17 protein-coding genes and 2 pseudogenes are annotated in these 17,825 nt (G+C 66.5%); 12 read left to right on the top strand and 7 right to left on the bottom strand.

Annotation, left to right across the window (positions count from 1 at the left end):
* From BO39_RS31365 to BO39_RS30280, 4 genes and pseudogenes are all read left to right on the top strand, one after another.
* Complete coding sequence (locus BO39_RS31365) at nt 1-759, top strand: SDR family NAD(P)-dependent oxidoreductase (protein ID WP_084698339.1); 759 nt, start codon at nt 1-3, stop codon at nt 757-759.
* Between the two features lie 43 nt (nt 760-802).
* On the top strand, nt 803-2,107 hold the full coding sequence (locus BO39_RS21340; RefSeq protein WP_043837238.1) for an MFS transporter: 1,305 nt from the start codon (nt 803-805) through the stop codon (nt 2,105-2,107).
* Nucleotides 2,107-2,871: an SDR family NAD(P)-dependent oxidoreductase gene (locus BO39_RS21345; RefSeq protein WP_043837240.1), complete on the top strand. Its 765-nt coding sequence runs from the start codon at nt 2,107-2,109 to the stop codon at nt 2,869-2,871. Before BO39_RS21340 ends, BO39_RS21345 begins: the two co-directional genes overlap by 1 nt.
* Nucleotides 2,872-3,042: 171 nt before the next feature.
* Nucleotides 3,043-3,444: pseudogene (locus tag BO39_RS30280) on the top strand (transposase); the annotation flags it as partial.
* 157 nt (nt 3,445-3,601) lie between these two features.
* Here BO39_RS30280 and BO39_RS31370 read toward each other — a convergent pair.
* The 3 genes and pseudogenes from BO39_RS31370 to BO39_RS21365 all read right to left on the bottom strand — a co-directional run bounded on the left by BO39_RS31370 (nt 3,602) and on the right by BO39_RS21365 (nt 5,832).
* Nucleotides 3,602-3,997, bottom strand: coding sequence for an energy transducer TonB (locus BO39_RS31370; protein WP_084698340.1), 396 nt, complete (start codon nt 3,995-3,997; stop codon nt 3,602-3,604).
* A gap of 608 nt (nt 3,998-4,605) precedes the next feature.
* Nucleotides 4,606-5,058 (bottom strand): annotated as a pseudogene (locus tag BO39_RS21360) (ExbD/TolR family protein).
* Nucleotides 5,059-5,064: 6 nt separating this feature from the next.
* Nucleotides 5,065-5,832, bottom strand: coding sequence for a MotA/TolQ/ExbB proton channel family protein (locus BO39_RS21365; protein ID WP_084698343.1), 768 nt, complete (start codon nt 5,830-5,832; stop codon nt 5,065-5,067).
* A gap of 359 nt (nt 5,833-6,191) precedes the next feature.
* On the opposite strand from BO39_RS21365, the gene BO39_RS21370 reads away from it, so the two are divergent.
* The 5 genes from BO39_RS21370 (at nt 6,192) to BO39_RS21390 (ending at nt 13,002) form a co-directional block, all read left to right on the top strand.
* Nucleotides 6,192-8,198, top strand: a complete 2,007-nt coding sequence (locus tag BO39_RS21370; protein WP_043837311.1) for a TonB-dependent siderophore receptor — start codon at nt 6,192-6,194, stop codon at nt 8,196-8,198.
* 242 nt (nt 8,199-8,440) lie between these two features.
* Nucleotides 8,441-9,760, top strand: coding sequence for an ABC transporter substrate-binding protein (locus BO39_RS21375; protein WP_245615320.1), 1,320 nt, complete (start codon nt 8,441-8,443; stop codon nt 9,758-9,760).
* Nucleotide 9,761: 1 nt separating this feature from the next.
* A complete protein-coding gene (locus BO39_RS21380) occupies nt 9,762-10,727 on the top strand; it encodes an ABC transporter permease (RefSeq protein WP_052402412.1) in 966 nt (321 codons plus the stop codon).
* A 38-nt stretch (nt 10,728-10,765) separates the two neighbouring features.
* Nucleotides 10,766-11,518 (top strand): ABC transporter permease, encoded by a 753-nt coding sequence (locus BO39_RS21385; protein WP_245615317.1) that lies wholly within the window; start codon nt 10,766-10,768, stop codon nt 11,516-11,518.
* A complete protein-coding gene (locus BO39_RS21390; RefSeq protein ID WP_084698342.1) occupies nt 11,518-13,002 on the top strand; it encodes an ABC transporter ATP-binding protein in 1,485 nt (494 codons plus the stop codon). Before BO39_RS21385 ends, BO39_RS21390 begins: the two co-directional genes overlap by 1 nt.
* A gap of 87 nt (nt 13,003-13,089) precedes the next feature.
* Here BO39_RS21390 and BO39_RS21395 read toward each other — a convergent pair whose 3' ends face one another.
* Together BO39_RS21395 and BO39_RS21400 are read right to left on the bottom strand one after the other, a co-directional pair.
* A complete protein-coding gene (locus BO39_RS21395) occupies nt 13,090-13,554 on the bottom strand; it encodes a hypothetical protein (RefSeq protein WP_052402413.1) in 465 nt (154 codons plus the stop codon).
* Nucleotides 13,555-13,673: 119 nt separating this feature from the next.
* Complete coding sequence (locus BO39_RS21400; RefSeq protein ID WP_156963812.1) at nt 13,674-14,084, bottom strand: hypothetical protein; 411 nt, start codon at nt 14,082-14,084, stop codon at nt 13,674-13,676.
* Between the two features lie 307 nt (nt 14,085-14,391).
* Between BO39_RS21400 and BO39_RS21405 the strand changes: the two genes are divergently transcribed.
* Nucleotides 14,392-15,345 (top strand): metal ABC transporter substrate-binding protein, encoded by a 954-nt coding sequence (locus BO39_RS21405; protein ID WP_043837247.1) that lies wholly within the window; start codon nt 14,392-14,394, stop codon nt 15,343-15,345.
* A 57-nt stretch (nt 15,346-15,402) separates the two neighbouring features.
* On the opposite strand, the gene BO39_RS30290 is transcribed toward BO39_RS21405, so the two are convergent.
* The gene (locus BO39_RS30290; RefSeq protein WP_052402414.1) at nt 15,403-15,792 is read right to left on the bottom strand and encodes a hypothetical protein; all 390 of its coding nucleotides are present in this window, start codon (nt 15,790-15,792) and stop codon (nt 15,403-15,405) included.
* A 58-nt stretch (nt 15,793-15,850) separates the two neighbouring features.
* Nucleotides 15,851-16,369 (bottom strand): transcriptional repressor, encoded by a 519-nt coding sequence (locus BO39_RS21415; protein WP_052402415.1) that lies wholly within the window; start codon nt 16,367-16,369, stop codon nt 15,851-15,853.
* A gap of 83 nt (nt 16,370-16,452) precedes the next feature.
* Here BO39_RS21415 and BO39_RS21420 point away from each other — a divergent pair, with 83 nt between their 5' ends.
* Both BO39_RS21420 and BO39_RS21425 read left to right on the top strand, forming a co-directional pair.
* Nucleotides 16,453-17,517: a CobW family GTP-binding protein gene (locus tag BO39_RS21420; protein ID WP_043837249.1), complete on the top strand. Its 1,065-nt coding sequence runs from the start codon at nt 16,453-16,455 to the stop codon at nt 17,515-17,517.
* 18 nt (nt 17,518-17,535) lie between these two features.
* A partial coding sequence (locus BO39_RS21425) for a CobW family GTP-binding protein (protein WP_043837251.1) occupies nt 17,536-17,825 on the top strand: 290 nt, incomplete at its 3' end.

The following is a 17,825-nucleotide window of genomic DNA, read 5'->3' on the forward strand; positions in this document are numbered from 1 at the left end:
ATGCCCGTGTCTGCGCAGGGCTGCACCGTGGTGACGGGCGCCGGAGGCGGCATCGGCGCTGCTACAGCCCAGGCGCTGGCCCTTGAGGGTTGGCATTTGGTGCTAACGGACCGGGACAGGCCAGCCCTCGAGCAAGTCCGCGCAGGACTCGCCGCGGCAGGTGCGCTGGCCGACATCTTGCCCGGCGACATGACACAGGAAGAGGACGTTGCTGCCGTCGTCGCGCATGCGGCAGGCCAAGTTGGCGGGATGCGCGGCTTCGTTGCCGCCGCCGGCGTGCCGGGCTCCGTCCAGGCGGTGCCGGACTATCCGACCGATACTTTCAAACAGGTCCTGGATGTCAATGTCGTGGGCACCTTCCTGTGCATGAAGCATGGGCTACCGGCGATGAGCGGAGGGGGAAGTTTCGTTGCCGTTGGCTCCACGTCTTCCATTCGCGGACGCGCCAACCTCGCAGGCTATGTAGCGAGCAAGCACGCGGTACTTGGGCTAGTCCGAACGGCAGCGTTGGAGCATGTCGGAACAGCCGTCAGGGTCAACGCGGTTCTCCCAGGCCCAACCCAGACTGCGATGATCGATGCCATCAACGACATGGCAGCACGACGGATTCCGAGTGGCGGTCGGGTGGAGCGCGCTGTTTCAGCACCCCTGGCGACACCGGCCCAGGTCGCGGACACGGTCGTTTTTCTGCTGTCGCCCGCATCCCGACACTTGAACGGGTCCGCCATTGTCGTCGACGGGGGCAGCACACTGGCCTGACGATTACAAAACCAGCGCTGAAATGGCATCGGAGGAAACGAACATGAGAACTGTAGCAACCCTCTCCACAGCTGAGCGTCCGGTCGCGGCACAGCACAAGCGCGCCTTAATCGCGGCGTGCATTGGGAATTTCATCGAGTACTTCGATTTCGTCATCTACGGCTATTTTGCTTCGGTCATCGCACGCCTATTCTTCCCCGCTGACGACCCCGCGGCCAGCTTGCTCCTGACCTTCGCAGTGTTTGCGATCAGCTACGCCTCTCGGCCGCTTGGCGGTATCATTTTTGGGCATCTAGGCGATCGCTACGGGCGCAAGACGCCCCTTGCCGTCGCAATCCTCTTGATCGCGGCGTGCACCACACTCATTGGCCTGATGCCGACATACCATTCGATCGGTATCGCTGCGCCGATCTTGCTTACCGTTTTACGCCTTGTCCAAGGTATCTCGGTGGGCGGTGAGTATGGCGGCGCGACCTCCTTCATCTCCGAGTATGCGCCAGCCAGTCGCCGCGGCTTCTATACGGGCTGGCAAACCTTCACCATCGGTCTCGCCCTCCTTGTCGGTGGAGGGGTGGCCTCTCTCCTCACCTCCACGCTGTCCTATGAGGCCCTGCATAGCTGGGGTTGGCGTTTGCCGTTCCTCGCCGGCCTGCCGCTCGGCTTCGTTGGGCTGTATCTCCGCTTGAAGCTGGAGGAGACCCCTCACTTCGCATCCGTACAGGCGCATCATGACGTTGAGAAGGCGCCGCTCCTCACCGGCCTTCGTCAGGAATGGCGCTCTATCCTCATTGCCATGGGCCTCATCTGCGCACCCTCGGCATGCATCTACATCTACTACATCTATATGCCGACCTATCTCGCGACGGTGCTGAAGTTCGATCTGGCCCAGGCTCAACGCCTCAACCTCTATAACCTCGCTTTCTACTGCTTCTTGCTTCCCTTCTTCGCCTTGCTGAGCGACATCGTCGGCCGCAAGCCAATGATGCTGGCCGGCGCGATCGCGATCGGGCTTGTGACCTATCCGGCTTTCCACCTCCTGGACCCGGCCAACCCGGGCCAGACCTTACTTGCGCTCGGCCTTATGAGCCTGGCCTTCGCACCCCACTCGGCCACTGCACTCTGCGCCATGTCCGAACTCATGCCGACCAAGATGCGTTACACCGGACTTTCGGTTAGTCTGAACATACCTGTCACCCTGCTCGGTGGCACCGCGCCCTTTCTGGCAACCTACTTCATTTCCCGCACCGGAAACGCCTACTCTCCATCTTGGATTGTGCTCGGCGGTGCGCTGCTCACTCTTCTTGCGGTCCTTGCCTACCGCGAGACGCTTCGGACGGGGCTGCGCTAATGGCTGAGTTTCAGGGCAAGACCGTTCTTGTCACAGGTGGAGGAAGCGGTATCGGCCGCTCCTGCGCCCTGGCATTCGCGGAGGCTGGCGCGCGCGTGTTGGTGGCCGACCGTGACGAAGCCGCCGCAGGGGAGACGCTTTGTTTGATGGGCGGAACTGCCGAGCAAGGGGCTTGCCTCGCGTTCGACGTTTCCGTGGAGGCTGAGGTACATGCAGCGATCGCACGCGCCTCAGCCCTAGCGCCCATCGACGTTCTTGTGAACTGTGCAGGTATCGGCGCGACCCAGCCGTTTCTCGAGACGGAAGTCGCTCTTCTCGATCGCATGTTCGGGGTTAACCTGCGCGGCACCTTCCTTTGTGCACAAGCGGTCGCTCGCGGGATGGTGGCGGCGGGTCGGGGGGGAGTCATCGTGAATATGGGCTCCGCCTCGGGTGTGCGGGGCAACGCGGGGCGGGCAGCCTACGGCGCAACGAAGGCGGCCGTGGCGAACCTCACACAGGTCATGGCAGTTGAACTCGCCAACCTCGGAGTCCGCGTCAACGCCGTCGCACCTGGGCCAATTGAGACGCCACTCGTTGCCGCATCGCACTCGGAAGCGGTGCGGGACGGCTGGCTCCGCGAGCTCCCGGACGCCCGTTACGGCTTGGTAGCCGAGGTCGCTGCAGCCGTGTTGTTCCTTGCTTCACCACGCTCGACCTACATAACCGGCCACATCCTGGCAGTCGACGGAGGCTTTTCAGGGGCTGGCGTGATGTCGGCCTAGCTGGGCGACAGATAACTGCTTTGTCGCCTAGTCCCGACAGGGAGGGGCCGGCTTGAGCCGGCGCCCCTACCCGCTGGCATTTGCCTCCATCTTGTTGCACGGGTCGCCCGACTGGGGCGCTGGAGTAGGCTGGCACAGGGACGATCGCTCTGACCATGAGGTAGGCCCGCCATGCCTTTCAAGGCCAACGCTGACCGCCGGCACCGCATCCCCAAACGGCACCAGAAGGTAACCAACTGGGCTGAGTACGACGTCGGCCTACGCGCCCGGGGCAGTCTCACCGTGTGGTTCACGGCCGAGGCGATCGAGGGGTGGCGAGCCGGGGCACGCAGTGGCCGGGGCGGTCAAGCGAAGTACTCGGATCTGGCGATCGCAACTGCCCTGACGTTGCGTGCCGTGTTCCGCCTGGCGCTGCGCTAGACCGAGGGCTTGGTCGCCTCCATCTTGCAGCTGCTCGGTCTTGATCTGGGGGTGCCAGATCATTCGACCCTCAGCCGCCGGGCGGAGACGCTGGAGGTGCTGCGGCCCAAGACGGGCAGCGAGCGACTGTGTTGCACGGGTCGGCCCAATGGTCTGAGTTGACGGTGTCTCGTGGAGTTCCTTCGGGTGCTAATCGCGCAGGACGCCGAGCAACTGCTCTGGGGATTGCTCGATATAATCTGAAGCGGCGGGATCCGTAGGACACTCTGCCTCAAGCAGTAGGCCCGCGTCCTTCGGAACCCATCCCAAGTTATCGTAGCATAAAGCTGATGGGCACGACCAACGGCACATTGTCGCCAGTATAGTCACCGGGCAACGACGGCATGCTGACCCGCTCCATCATCGCCAGCGCTTCCTCGTCGAAGTCCTGCTCGCCGGAAGAGCGGGAGAGGCGGACGTTGAGCACCCGCCCATCACGGGTCAGGGTAAAGCTCACCGTAACCACGCCTTGAGCCCGGCGCGCGCGAGCGCCGGCAGGGTAGCGCTGCACGCGGCGCAGCGCGGCATGGACTTGCCCGACGAAGGTGGGCGGAATGGAAGATGCGCGCGAGGGGGCCGACGCCGGACTGGTAGGAACCGGGTTTGGCGCTGCAGGCACCTGGGCCACGGGCGGGGCATGTGGCTGCACCGGCACCTGCTCGGCCACCTGTGGCCGCCGGGGCGGAGAAGTCGGCGGGCGCTGTACGGGGCGGGCCTGCTGTGGCGGCGGAGGCGGTGGGGGGGCTGGAGGCGGAGGCTGGGGCACTGGCTCCGCCGTCTCCGTTGGCAGTTCCTCGGGTGGAGGCGGCAGCTCGGGCGCTGGTAGGGCTGCCTGGGTGGGCTGCACCGCGAGGGTGGAAGAACAGCGGCCACCGTATCGGGCGGAGGAGGCGCTGCTTCCTCAAGAGGCGGGGAAGGGGCGGCCTCAGGTGGCACAGCCTGCTCGGTGATGGCTGGGGGGGCCTGCTCCAGCAGCGGCTCTGGCGCAGGCATGATCTCCACCTCCACTGCCTGTGCAGGAGCTTCCTGCGCTGTGCCGGGCAGGAGCAGGGGTACTGCCAAGCCGATATGGATCAGGGCGGAGAGGCCCCAGGCGAGCGGGCCCAGGAAGCGACGTCGGCCAACTGGTTCCAATGCCAAGGGTGGTGCCGATACGGCGCTCGCCATAGCCGCCAGTACCGCAGGCGAGGGCTTCGGCAGTGGAACGGGGTGCAGTTCTGGCACGACGATCTCGCGCGGCTTCTCGGTCAGAAGGGGCTCCATTAACGTCGCCCTTCAGCGCGGCTGCACAGCCGGCGCCCCGGCATCAGCCTCGGCGATCAGAGATACCTTGGTGATACCCGCGCGGGAGACGCGGCCCATCACACGGAGCACGTCGCCGTAGGGCACGCTGTGATCGCCGCGCACATGCACGGGAGCCTCCGGATCGGTCTCGCGGAGCGCGACCAAGCGCTAAGTGAGCGCGTCTTCCGCCACCTCCTCCTTGCCGATGTAGAGCTTGTTGTCCGGACCGACAGTGAGGATCAGAGGCGGGTTCGAGGAGGCCGCGCGGGCCGCACTGGTGCGCGGCAGGTTCACCGGCACGCCCACCGTCATCATGGGCGCCGCCACCATGAAGACGATCAGCAGCACCAGCATCACGTCCACTAGCGGCGTGACGTTCATGTCGGCCATCGGCAGGGCGTCGTCGTCATCGTCCCCGCCGCGCTCACCAAATGACATGGCCATGGCGCACTACTCTGCCGCTTGGGCCGCGCGGGGCATGTTTTCCGCCTCCGGCAACCCGGGCGCCGGCTGTCGCCCCATGCCGGCGGCCAGCTTGGAAATCGAGGCCATGCCGGCCTGCCGCAGCCGCGCGAAGGTCACGGTGAAGCGGTTGTAGGCCATGACGGCCGGGATGGCGGCGACGAGGCCGATGGCGGTGGCGAAGAGGGCCTCCGCGATGCCGGGCGCCACCACGGCGAGGCTCGTGTCGCCGCTGGCCGCGATGCCGGAGAAGGAGTTCATGATGCCCCAGACCGTGCCGAAGAGGCCGACGAAGGGGCCGACGGCGCCGATGGTGGCGAGCAGCGGCAGGCCGGGCTCGGCGGCGCGGACGGCGGCAGAGAACGGAGCACGCATGGCGTGCTCTATGCGCGTTCGATACTCGCCGCGGCTCTCGGCGGGGTCGCGGCCCTCCTCCCACTCGCGGGCGCCGGCACGGATGACCTCGGCGGCTAGGCCACGCTCAGGCACCACAGCGCCAGACGCCGCGCGGGCCAGCTTGCGCGTCTCCCCGCGTAGCCGGCGGGTGGCCACCATCTTCTGGATAACAATGCTCCAGCAGGCGATCGAAGCGATTGCGAGCAGCAGCATGACCCCCTTTACGATCAGATCAGCCTGCATAAACAGGCCGATGGGGGAAAGGTCATGTGCCGCCACGGCGTGGGTCAGGTCGGTCATGGCCTGGCGGGTACCGGGGGATGGCAGGGCGGAAGGCCCGGTGGGTATCGCGGGGTTCATCGCTTGGTTCTCCAGGGCCACACCATGAGTGCGCGCGTTGTGGTTCACTCCTTGGTCCTCGCTAGAGGCCACGAAGCTCCAGCGACGACTGAATTGCCAATCGACTGGTAGCTGCGGTTACGCAACGGAAGGTCAGGGAACCCCAATCGTGATGCGTCCCAAGCGTTATGTTATAATATTGCTTTGCTGTCAAAGAGCGTGTACCCGCCAGAGCCTGTCGCTTCGGGATCCGTGTCATGCTTCGCCTTGCCCTCTCAACAGCCGCGCTCACAATGACCGCATGCCTTGTACAGGGCTCTGCTCAAACCCTCGTTGAGGCGCCTGCTTCCGGGGACGTCGTCGTTGTTCCCGAGGTGGCCGTGACCGGTACGCGCGAACGCGGTGACGGCCCGGTAGAAGGCTACCAAGCCACTCGCTCCATCAGCGCCACCAGAACTGACACGCCGATCCGAGAGGTCCCGCAATCAATCAGCGTCGTGCCCCAGGCCGTGCTGCAGGACATTTCGGCGGTGCGCCTGGATGCCGCTCTCGACTATGCGGGCGGCATTGCGCGCGGCAACAACTTCGGTGGCCAGACCCTCTACGAGTACAATGTCCGCGGCTTCGCGACCGGAGAGTATTACCGCAACGGCTTCCCTTTGAACCGCGGTTACCAGGGCTCCCCGGACCCCGCCGGGATCGAGCGACTGGAGGTGCTGCGTGGCCCAGCCTCCCTGCTCTACGGACGCGGCGATCCGGGCGGCACGCTCAACATCGTCACCAAGCAGCCGCAGCCGGAGAGCTTCGCTGTCTTCGGCGGCCTGTTCGACAGCAACGGCCTGCGCCGTGGCACCCTCGACGCCGCGGGCGCGCTGCGGGCGGATGGCACTGTCACCTATCGTCTGAACGGCGCAGTCGAAAGCGGCGGCAGCTTCCGCGATCATGTGGACAGCAATCGCCAGTATCTTGCCCCCGCCTTCAGCTGGCAGGTTACCCCGGACACTACCTTTACTATTGAAGCGGAGTTCCTCCGCAACAACCGCGCCTTCGACCGCGGTGTGGTGGCATTCGGTAACCGGCCCGGCATCGTGCCCCGAGCCCGGTTCTTCGGTGAGCCCGGCGTTGGCGACATCCAGAACACCAGCGGCCTTGGCCAGTTCCGCTTCGATCACCGCCTCAACAACGCCTGGTCGCTCCGCGGCGGGGTGCAGTATTTCGGTGGCACGCTGGAGGGCTTGGCCGTGGAGCCGAGCAGCCTGCGTCCCGACGGCCGCACCCTGCGCCGGGAGCTGCGCGAGAGAAACTTCAACTGGAGCGACGTGGACGCCCAGATCAATCTGACCGGCACCTTCACGACCGGGCCAATTGCCCACACCGTCCTCGCCGGGCTGGAGTACGAGCACTACACGAACCGTGAGGTGCTGAACCGTTCCAACCCGAATGCCGCGCCGTTCGCCATCGACATCTTCAACCCTGCCTATGGCCAAGCTCTGCCCTCGCTGACGCGCCGCTCCAGTACGCTGGAGCGCACCGACACGATCGCGGGCTTTGTCCAGGATCAGATCGCCGTCACCGACCGCCTGAAGGTGCTCGCGGGGGTGCGCGTGGAGCACTTCGACCAGGGCCTCACCCAGCGTGTCACCGGCACCTCCTCGCCCCAGACACAGACAGCAGCCACGCCACGGCTGGGCGTGGTTTATGACCTCACGCCCGAGGTCTCGGCTTACGCCAGCTATGCCCGGTCCTTCCGTCCGAACCGTGGCGGCGATATCAGTGGGCGTGCCTTCTCGCCGGAGGAGGGCCAAGCCTTCGAGGTTGGAACCAAGCTCGACCTGTTCGACAATCGCCTGAGCGCCACCGCCGCACTGTTCCACATCACCCGGGAGAACGTGCTGACGGCCAACCCGGCGGACAGCGCCTTCAGCATTGCCGCCGGTGAAGTGCGCAGCCGCGGCTTTGACCTGACGCTCGCGGGCAACCTGACGCCGGGCTGGCGCGTGATCGGGGGCTACGCGTTCATTGACGCAGCCGTGACGCGGGACAACACGCTCCGCCCGGGATCACGGCTGCTGAACGTACCGCAGCACGCGGGCAGCCTGCTCAACGTTTACGAGTTCCAGGACGGCAAGCTCCAAGGCCTGGGTCTCGGCACGGGCGTGAACGTCGTCGGCAGCCGCGCCGGCGACACCCTCGGCTCCGGCTTTCGCCTGCCCTACTACGCCACGGTGGACCTGCTGGCCTACTACAAGGTCAATGAGCGGGTGCGGGTGAACCTCAACGTCAACAACGTCTTCGACAAGGGTTACTACGACCGCTCCTATAGCAACGTCTGGGTCTCCCCCGGTGCACCGCTTACCGTGCTCGGTGGCCTGACGATCCGCCTCTAGGCCGCCTCATGCGTCGCCGTTCCCTCGGCTCCTTGGGCGCTGCCCTGGGTGCCTCCCTTCTGCCTGAGGTATCTCGGTCGCACACGCCTTCCGCGTCGCGGTCCGACGGGGAACGAGTCTTACGTATTGTCTCCCCCTTCGAGTTCGCGGGGCCGGATCCCGCGCGCTCAGGTTCTGTCTTCTCGCGCATGGGTATCGGCGAGATGCTGCTGGGCGCCGATCCGGAAGGGCGGCCTGTCCCGATGCTGGCGGCGCACTGGAGCGTTTCGCCTGACGGTCTACTCTGGCGCTTTGAGATTCGGTCTGGCGTGCACTTCCATGACGACAGCCCGGTGACTCCGGAAGCGGCCGCGTCGAGCCTTCGCCATGCCCGCGCTGCCGCCTCTCCTCTGTCACGTGTCCCGATCATGAGCATCGATGCGGAGGGCGAGGAGGTGCTGGTGCGCCTGAGCCGCCCCTTCGCACCGCTCCCGGCCTTCCTTGCGAACTATGCCAGCATGATTCTCGCTCCCTCGGCTTATGGCGCGGACGGGAGGGTGCGTGCGGTGATCGGCACCGGTCCCTATCGCGTCGACCGCTTCGCGCCGCCGCTGCAGCTTGACGTCGCGCGCTTCGAGGGCTGGTGGGGACCTCGCCCGGCGGTCGGGCGCGCCTCCTACCTGGTCGTCGGCCAGGGAGAGGCGCGGGCGAGCATGGCGGAGAGCGGCCGGGCGGACCTCACCATGGCCCTGCAGCCTGTTACCGTAGCCCGGCTCCGCCGCAGTCCGCGTGTGGAGCTGCGCATGGTGCCGGTTCCTCGCACGCGCCTCCTGAAGCTCAACGCGGCCTCGCCACTCTTCTCTGACCTCCGCGTACGAAAGGCATTAAGCCTTGCTGTGGATCGCGAGGGCATCGCCGCCGCCCTGCTGCGGAACCCCGCTGTCGCGGCGGATCAGCTCTTCCCGCCGACGATGCCGGAATGGCACGACGAGACCGCCGCCGCTGGGCGGGACCTAGCCCGGGCACGGGAACTGCTTGCCGAGGCGGGTTGGCGTCCCGGGCACGACGGCATCCTAATAAACGGCAAGGGGCTCCGTTTCCGCACCACCTGCGTCACCTTCATCACCTGGCCGGAGCTGCTGCCGATCGCGACTGCGCTGCAGGCCCAGTTCCGTGAGATCGGCGTCGAGATGACGGTGAGCATCGGCAACTCGTCGGACATTCCGCTGGGTCACCGCGACGGCACGCTGGAGATGGCGCTACTGGCCCGCAACTACGTGCTCGTGCCCGACCCTTTCGGAACGCTGGTGCAGGACTTCGGCCCGGAGGGGGGCGACTGGGGCGCGATGGGCTGGTCCAGTCCCGATCTGGACGGCCTCCTTCGCCGCCTGGCGGAAGGTCCGCCCCACGATGAGCAGCGGGACCTCCGCCAACGCTCCGCCCGCATCCTGCGGGAGGAGTTGCCGGTCATTCCGATTGCCTGGTCCGAGCTCGGCATCGCTATCGGCCGGGATCTGGCCAACGTCACGGTGGATCCGTTCGAGACGAGCTTCCGACTTCACGAGATCACCTGGGCGGGCTGAGATGGACCGGCACAACTGGCGCAGCTTGCTGCGCCCCATCCTCGTGCGCCTTCTGCAGGCGTTGCTCGTCGCCCTCATCGTGGGTGCGCTCGGCTTCGCCCTGATGGCCGCGCTGCCTGGCGACCAGGCCTTCCGTCTCGCCGCTGCGCGCTATGGTCCGGACATGGGGGACGCCACAGCCGCCGCGCTGGTGCGGGAGGAGCTGGGTTTGGACCGCCCTCGTGCCGTGCAGTTCCTGGACTGGATCGGGCAGCTGCTGCGGTTGGATCTCGGCCATTCCCTTGTCACAGGCGAGCCGGTGCTGGAGGAACTGAGGGGGCAGCTAGGCCACACGTTGTCCCTGGCCGCCGTTGCCCTGCCGCTTTCGGCCATCCTCGGCCTTCCGCTTGGCATCCTCTCCGGCCTTCACCCAAGCGGCCTGGCGGATCGCGTCACGCTCGGCCTCTCGGTGCTGCTCCGTGCCGTTCCGGCCTATGCGCTCGGGCTGCTCCTGGTCGCCGTGTTCTCGATCCGGCTGGGCTGGCTGCCGCCTGCTGGTTTCGAGGGGTGGCGCGAGTTCATCCTGCCAGGGCTGACCCTCGCCCTTGGCCTCGCGGCCCTCTCCGCGCGCGTGACGCGGGACTCCGTCGCTGCAGTGTCGACCGCGCCGTACATGGCCTTTGCGCGATGGAAGGGTTTGCCGGAGCGGGCCGCAGTGCTGCGGCACGGATTGCGCAACGCGGCGATCCCCGTGGTAGCCCTTCTTGGCTTCCAGCTCATCGGCCTTATCGAGGGGCTGATCATCGTGGAAAGCCTGTTCTCCTGGCCAGGGATCGGCCACGCCCTCGTCCACGCCATCTTCGCGCGCGACGTTCCCGTCGTGCAGGGCGCGGCGCTGCTGATGGGGCTGCTCTTTGTGCTGGTGAACGCCCTGGTGGACCTTGCCTGCGCCACCATCGACCCACGGCGCGCGAGGGCGGGAGCATGAGCGGCAGCACTCTCTCACCCGGCAAAAGAACCGGTCTGGTGCTCCTGGCAGCCCTGCTCGGCTTCGCCGTGCTCGGCCCCTGGGTGGTTGACGCCGATCCGGCGCGGCAAGTGCTTGCACATTCATTGGCCGCGCCGGGCGCGGAGTACCTGCTCGGCACCGACCATCTCGGGCGTTCGATGCTGGCAAGGATGGCGCATGCGACGCGGCTCTCCCTCCTGCTCGCCGCGGTGACGGTCCTCAGCGCCGCCGTTCCGGGCACGCTACTCGGCGTCATGGCGGCTTGGCGAGGTGGCTGGGCGGAGAGCGGGCTCGTGCTGCTCGCCGATGCCGTGCTGGCCTTACCGAGCCTGCTGCTCGTGCTCCTGCTCGTCGCCTTCGCACCGGGTGACTTCCTGCCGCTCTATCTCGGCCTCGCCCTGGTGGGCTGGGTGGAGTACTTCCGCGTCTCTCGCGCGCTCACGCGCGGCATCCTGGCGAAGCCGCATGTGGAGGCTGCCCGACTGCTTGGCTTCGGCCGGGGCTACGTGCTGCGTCGCCTGATCCTGCCGGAGCTGCTGCCGGCGCTCTCCACCCTGGCCACCTTCGGGCTGGGCGGGGCGGTGCTCGCTATCTCCACCCTCTCTTTCGTCGGGCTCGGCATCCGGCCTCCGGTCGCGGAGCTCGGCAGCATGACGACGGAACTCCTGCCCCACGCCTACGAGGCCCCCTTGACAGTGCTGATGCCCGCCGCGCTCGTCCTCATGGCGGTTCTGGGTTGCCATCTCCTGGTAGGGCGGGGTGCACGGTGATGGACACGCTCGCCATCTCGGGGCTGCGGATTGAGGCCAGCGGAATGCCCTTGGTGCGCGGGGTGGATGCCGTGGCGGGTCCGGGACGGCCGCTGACGCTGCTAGGCGAGACAGGCTCGGGCAAGTCCCTCGTCCTCGGCGCGGCGACGGGAACCCTGCCGCCCAGGCTGCGCGTGACCGGCCGCGTCCTCTTGGACGGCACCGACATCCTCGCGGCACCGCCACGCGCCCGGCGCGGGCTCTGGGGCCGCCGCTTGGCCATGTTGCCGCAGGAACCCTGGCTCTCCTTGGATCCGACCATGCGCGCCCTGGGCCAAGTGGCCGAGGTGTATCGGCTGATTCGCGGCCTGCCTGCCACCAAATCTGAGGAGGAAGCGCGCGGGAGGCTCGCAGAGTTGGGGCTGGAGGGCGCCGCCGGACTCTATCCTTTCCAGATGTCCGGCGGCATGGCGCAACGCCTTGCCCTCGCGATCCTGCGTGCCTCGGAGGCACCGGTCCTCTTTGCTGACGAGCCGACCAAGGGCCTGGACGCCGACCGTCGCGACGAGGCCGGCGCACGCCTCAGGCTCGAGGCAGATCGCGGCCGCACCGTCGTCTGCGTCACCCATGACGTCGCCATCGCCCGCGCGCTGCGTGGCACCGTGGCTGTCATGCTGGACGGTGAGGTGGTGGAGCAGGGCCCGGCCGAGGCGGTGCTGGACTACCCCGCGCATGAGTACACGCGCCGCCTTCTCGATGCTGAACCGGAGCGCTGGCCATCCCTGCCCGGACGCGCCGCGCCACGGGGCGAGGTGGTGGTGTCCGGCGACGGCCTGCATCGCGCCTTTGGCGGCCGCCCGGTGCTGCGAGGCGTCGATCTCTCGGTGAGGCGCGGCGAGGTTGTGGCCATCACCGGGCCGAGCGGCTGCGGAAAGACCACGCTGGGGGACCTATTGCTTGGCCTCCTTGCGCCCGATGCGGGGACTGTCCGCCGACTGCCCGGTGTGGAGTCCTGGCGCTTCGGCAAGCTCTACCAGGATCCACCCAGCGCCTTCGTGCCGCATCAGACCATGCGCCAGGCGCTAGAGGACCTCAGCAAGCGGCATGGCGTCGCCTGGAACGTCGTCGCGCCCCTCCTCCAGCGACTGCGCCTCTCCACCACTCTGCTCGATCGAGTGCCGGCCGCTCTGTCGGGCGGCGAGCTGCAGCGCTTCGCCCTCGTGCGGGTCCTGATGCTCGATCCTGTTTTCCTGCTGGCGGATGAGCCGACCTCACGCCTGGATCCCCTTACCCAGCAGGAGGTGCTCCTCCTTCTCAGTGAACTGGCAGGAGAAAGGGGGATGGGCGTCCTGATCGTCACGCACGACCTTGAGCTGGCCAGTAAGCTGGCCGATCGAACCATACACCTCGAAGCGGGGCGCTTTGCCTCTTCGGACGTTAGCGTAAGCCGCGGTCGCCACCCTACACTTGCGGAACCTTTCGGAACCTTGACTAGAGGGCAGTGAAGCAGATCAGGGAGCAAGTGCATGAGGTGAAGGTTCAGCGGACAGTTGTTCGTCCTTAGCAGTCACGGGGTGATTGTTTCCGACGGGTCACCTTCCATTCCTTGACGCAGCCCTTAGACGACGCCACCCCAGCACGATGCCGCTCACCGACAGGAATGCGCCGACCGCGAGCAAGCTTAGGATTGTCACGTCCCATGCTGGTCTCTGGCGCAACGGGGCGAAGTCCAGCCAGTGGGGAGCCGCGAAGAGCCATCGGTAGAGGCGCTGCCGCGCCCCGCTCATCTCGAGGATGGCGCCGTCCACCGGATCGAGATGCACCCAGCTGCTGGCCGGATCGTCGAACATGACCCGCAGGACAGGGAGCGGGCGCCGATCGCTGTGGTGCGGGTACCACTGCTCGTCCGGCTCGGCGATCAGAGTGGAACCCGTCGCGCGCGCCTCTAGGAAAAGCTGTGCGGCGGTATTGGCGAGTGCGTCGATGGTCGGGCGGAATGGCCGGCCACCGGCATCGACGATCGCCCACTCGCCAGCGGGTCGCCGGAGGGTCACCACCAGCCGCCCACCAAGCCGCCGAGATGGTGCCACTGCGACCACCCCTGCCAGAGGCTGAGTGGCAGCGCGAACCAACCGGCGACGATCTCAAGAAATGGCAGGAACTCTCGTCTCTCCGATCACAGCGAGCGTCCCGTCGTCGGCCCGTTTTGCTGCGAGGTGGGTTGAAGTTGCCGGCGCAGAAAGTGGACGAAGCGCTGCATCTCCGCTTGACGATCAGCTAATCTGCCGCGGAGCAAATCGACCTCGCGCCGCGTCAGTAAGCCCTCTGCCAGGTGCTGCCGCGTTCTTTCCAGCGCGACGTAACCGCCGCCGTTAGAAAGACGCTGCTTCTCGAGGAGCAGGCGGACGTCATCGGACGGCTCGCCCTCAGCATGAAACGTGTCCAGCAGGGCCGCCACACGACTGAGCACCGCATCATCAACAACGAAATCAACCCACGGCGCGGCATGCTGGTAACCCTGTTCGTTCACATGCCCTGCGCAGGATTGCAGGGTCCGCAAACCCAGCAGGTTCGAGACCGCGACCATGTCTCGGATCCCATGATCGACGTGTCTGCCAAGTCGGTCCCGGACGGCGTCTACGGCTTGCATCATCCTGTCCCATGATGGTGCCGCGAGGGAACCAACCTCAGCGGTTCTGGCCGGCTCGGCTCCCGTTTGCCCCGATAGTGGCGCGAGTTCTGCAGCGTTGAAGTGGTTCATTGTCTGTCCTTCAGAGCCTCCCATGCCCACATCCAGACGGTGCAGGTCGTTTGGCAAAGCCACCTGCTCGGCGATCACCCACAAGCCGATCTCGGGTGTTCACCTGCATGATTGGTTATGTTATAACATAGCTATGCATAGCAATCGTCGTGTTCTTCTCGCTACTGCTCTCGGCCTGCTGGCGCCCCGCTCCGCCTTAGCCCAGCCGGCCCGCGCTTCGGCCCTCCCGGTAGTGGCCAGCTTCTCCATCCTTGGCGACATGGTACGACAGGTCGCCGGCGACCGGCCGCAGGCGCTGCGCGTCCTCGTCGGTCCGGACGCCGACTCGCACGAGTTCCAGCCCCGGCCGTCGGACGCAGAGGTACTGCGCGGCGCGGCCCTCCTGGTCCGTAACGGCCTGGGCTTCGACACTTGGCTGGACCGGCTTACCCTGGCCGCTTCCTTCCGGGGCACCCTCGTCACGGCTACGAACGGCGTGAGGCTGCGTCTCCTGGAGGGTGGCGACGCCCACGCCCATCCTGGACACTCGTACGGCGGCAAAGACGGCCGCACCCCGGATCCGCACGCCTGGGGCGACCCGCGCAATGCGCTGATCTACGTCCGCAATATCGCCGCCGGCCTGTCCGCTGCCGACCCCGCCAATGCAGCGCTCTACCATCGTAACGCCGAGGCCTATACCGCGCGTCTGACCACGCTCGACAGGGAGGTGCGTGCGGCTGTTGCCACTGTACCGGAGGCCCGTCGACAGGTGGTCACCAGCCATGACGCCTTCGGCTATTTCGGAGCCGCTTACGGAATCCGCTTCTTGGCCCCGCAGGGCGTCAGCACGGCCTCGGAGCCCACCGCAACCGAGGTCGCCTCGCTTATCCGGCAGGTACGGGCGGAAGGAATCACCGCTGTTTTCGTCGAGAACATGTCCAACCCTGCGACGTTGGAGCGCCTGGCGCAGGACGCCGGGGTTCGCGTGCGCGGTAGCCTCTACGCCGATGCGCTCTCCCCGCCCGATGGTCCGGCGCCGACTTACGAGGCCCTGATCCGCCACAACACCCGCCTGATTGTACCTGCGATGCGCGGGGACGCTGCCTGAGACAAGAAGCCTGAGCAGTTGTGTCCCTGAAGCGGGTGGTCACCAGAACCGCCGGTTTTAGGCGCAGCCCTGTCCGCGGTAAGTGTACCCGCTGACCCAGCCTTCGCGAAGGGCGAAGGTAACATCGCACTGCACGGGAGCGTAGGTGGTGGAGAAGCCGCCACCAAAGCCGCCGTACCTGCCGTAGAAGCCGCGCCCGAAACCGCCATAGAAGGGACCGGCGTAGCCGCTGGGCGGGGCGACAGTTCGCTGCTCCTCGTACTTCAAAAACTTTTGGCCGCCGGTTTCATAGTTGCTGGCCGGCACGCCGATAGTGGAGACGAGTTCAAGCTCCGACTTCCCGACATACGCCGCGAGGCGATCGTTCAGGTTCGGCCCGGTTGCGCAGCTGGACAAGGTGAGAAGGCACAGCGGGAGGACCAGAATAGCGCGTTGCATGTCACACATTTGAGCCTCCACCCGGAACGCGAAACGGAGCGATGGAGAGATTTCTGTCCCGTCGTAATCAGGCGGTGCTCGGCGCTGGCGCAGTACTGACCTTGACGCTCTCGTGGGACGCGCAGCCGCTGCAGAGGCCATCCACCTCTACTGTCCGGCCAAACACCTGAAAGCCAACTCTCCCTACCATGCTGGCGATCGCGTGCTCGACCCGATGGTCCTCGATCTCGGTTGCCCGTCCACAGGACTGGCACAGCAGGAAGGCGTGGGCATGCCCGGGCGCGGCACCACAGGTCATGCACGCCACATAGGTCGACTGAGAGGCAAGACGATGGGCGAGGCCCTGGGTAACGAGGAAGTCGAGCGCCCGATAGATGGCAGGCGGCGCCGCTGGACCGGCCATCACCCTCAGGTGGTCGAGGAGAGCATAGGCCCCCATCGGGCGAGGTGCTTCCAGCAGGATGCTCAAGACCTGCCGCCGCCAGGGCGTGAGCCGTACGCTCAGCTTTCGACACCTCTCCTCTGCCAAAGCAAGGAGGCGCTCTGTGCCCGGAAGGACACCGGGCGGCGATAGCACTTGCGTCATGTGGGTTATGTTATAACGTACGAATCTTGAAGAGAAGGCCTTTCGCTGCAGCCGACATGGCCAGCGGACGGATAACCGAGGCCATGACCGACCACCCTCCCCTTCCCGCTGCCCTGCTCACCGGCCTTCTCGGGGCGGGCAAGACGACTCCTCTCAACCACCTGCTCAAGCGGCGGGAACTCGCCGACACGGCGGTTCTCATCAACGAGTTTGGGGAGGTCGGGCTCGACCACCTCCTCGTTGAGCGCCTCGACGAGGACGCCGTCCTCCTCAATGCGGGCTGCCTCTGCTGCACAGTGCGCGGCGACCTGCTGCGCGCCCTGGCCGGTCCCGCCGTCCGCATGGAGGCCGGGCAGCGGGTCCGGCGCGTCGTCATCGAGACCACAGGGCTCGCCGACCCGGCGCCGATCCTACACACGCTGATGTCCGATCCACAGCTGCTGCGGGACTTCGCGCTGGACGAGGTCGTGACCCTCGTGGACGCCGTGAACGGCGCAGCGACACTGGACGCTCAGCCCGAGGCGGTGAAGCAGGCCGCGGTCGCCGACCGTCTCGTCCTCACCAAGTCCGACATCGCCGTGCCGGGAGTGACAGCTTCCCTGGAGGAGCGCCTAGGGCGCCTGAACCCCTCCGCGCCGCTCCGACGGTCTATGCAGGTGATGTGTCACCGGGGGGCTGTCCTTGGCGTGGGTCCTTACAGCCCGGCTGCCAAGGCTGAAGAGGTGCTGATCTGGCTCGGCGAGGAAGCGCGGGCCGCGGTGCTCACGCAACATGACGGCCATGAGCACAGCCATCGCCATCATCACGATCCCAACCGGCACGACCCTCGGATCTCCTCGTTCTGCCTCCTGTTCGAAAAGCCACTGCCCCTCGCCGGACTTGCCCTCTGGCTCGACATGATGATCGCGACGCGCGGCGCCGATCTGCTCCGCGTGAAGGGTTTGCTGAACATCGAGGGCGAGCACCGGCCGGTCGTACTGCACGCGGTCGGGCATGTCCTGCACCCGACGGTCCGGCTCTCCGCCTGGCCGGATGCGGACCAGCGCTCATGCCTTGTCTTCATCGTCCGCGACATGGCGCGGGAGGGTGTGGAGTCCAGCCTTCGCGCCTTCCTCACCGCCGCCTCGACGCCGCTTCCGGCGCAATGACGAAATTAGGAGTTCCTCATGACAACGCAGACCCAGATCCCCGTGACCGTGCTGACCGGCTATCTCGGCGCCGGCAAGACCACCCTGCTCAACCGCATCCTGACGGAGGACCACGGCAAGAAGTACGCCGTCGTCATCAACGAGTTCAGTGAGCTCGGCGTAGACAACGACCTCGTCGTCGACGCGGACGAGGAGGTCTTCGAGATGAACAACGGCTGCATCTGCTGCACCGTGCGCGGCGATCTGATTCGGATCATCGGAAACTTGGTCAAGCGCAAGTCGCTCGACGGCATTATCATCGAGACGAC

This window comes from Roseomonas aerilata DSM 19363 (genome assembly GCF_000711725.1).
GTDB lineage: Bacteria > Pseudomonadota > Alphaproteobacteria > Acetobacterales > Acetobacteraceae > Roseomonas > Roseomonas aerilata.

Coding starts and splice junctions, on each gene's coding strand:
- BO39_RS21345 (WP_043837240.1), top strand. CDS start 2,107: ATGGCTGAGTTTCAGGGCAAGACCGTTCTTGTCACAGGTGGAGGAAGC.
- BO39_RS21375 (WP_245615320.1), top strand. CDS start 8,441: ATGCTGGCGGCGCACTGGAGCGTTTCGCCTGACGGTCTACTCTGGCGC.
- BO39_RS21420 (WP_043837249.1), top strand. CDS start 16,453: ATGACCGACCACCCTCCCCTTCCCGCTGCCCTGCTCACCGGCCTTCTC.
- BO39_RS30290 (WP_052402414.1), bottom strand. CDS start 15,792: ATGTGTGACATGCAACGCGCTATTCTGGTCCTCCCGCTGTGCCTTCTC.
- BO39_RS21340 (WP_043837238.1), top strand. CDS start 803: ATGAGAACTGTAGCAACCCTCTCCACAGCTGAGCGTCCGGTCGCGGCA.
- BO39_RS21405 (WP_043837247.1), top strand. CDS start 14,392: ATGCATAGCAATCGTCGTGTTCTTCTCGCTACTGCTCTCGGCCTGCTG.
- BO39_RS31365 (WP_084698339.1), top strand. CDS start 1: ATGCCCGTGTCTGCGCAGGGCTGCACCGTGGTGACGGGCGCCGGAGGC.
- BO39_RS21400 (WP_156963812.1), bottom strand. CDS start 14,084: ATGGTCGCGGTCTCGAACCTGCTGGGTTTGCGGACCCTGCAATCCTGC.
- BO39_RS21415 (WP_052402415.1), bottom strand. CDS start 16,369: ATGACGCAAGTGCTATCGCCGCCCGGTGTCCTTCCGGGCACAGAGCGC.
- BO39_RS21390 (WP_084698342.1), top strand. CDS start 11,518: ATGGACACGCTCGCCATCTCGGGGCTGCGGATTGAGGCCAGCGGAATG.
- BO39_RS21365 (WP_084698343.1), bottom strand. CDS start 5,832: ATGAACCCCGCGATACCCACCGGGCCTTCCGCCCTGCCATCCCCCGGT.
- BO39_RS21380 (WP_052402412.1), top strand. CDS start 9,762: ATGGACCGGCACAACTGGCGCAGCTTGCTGCGCCCCATCCTCGTGCGC.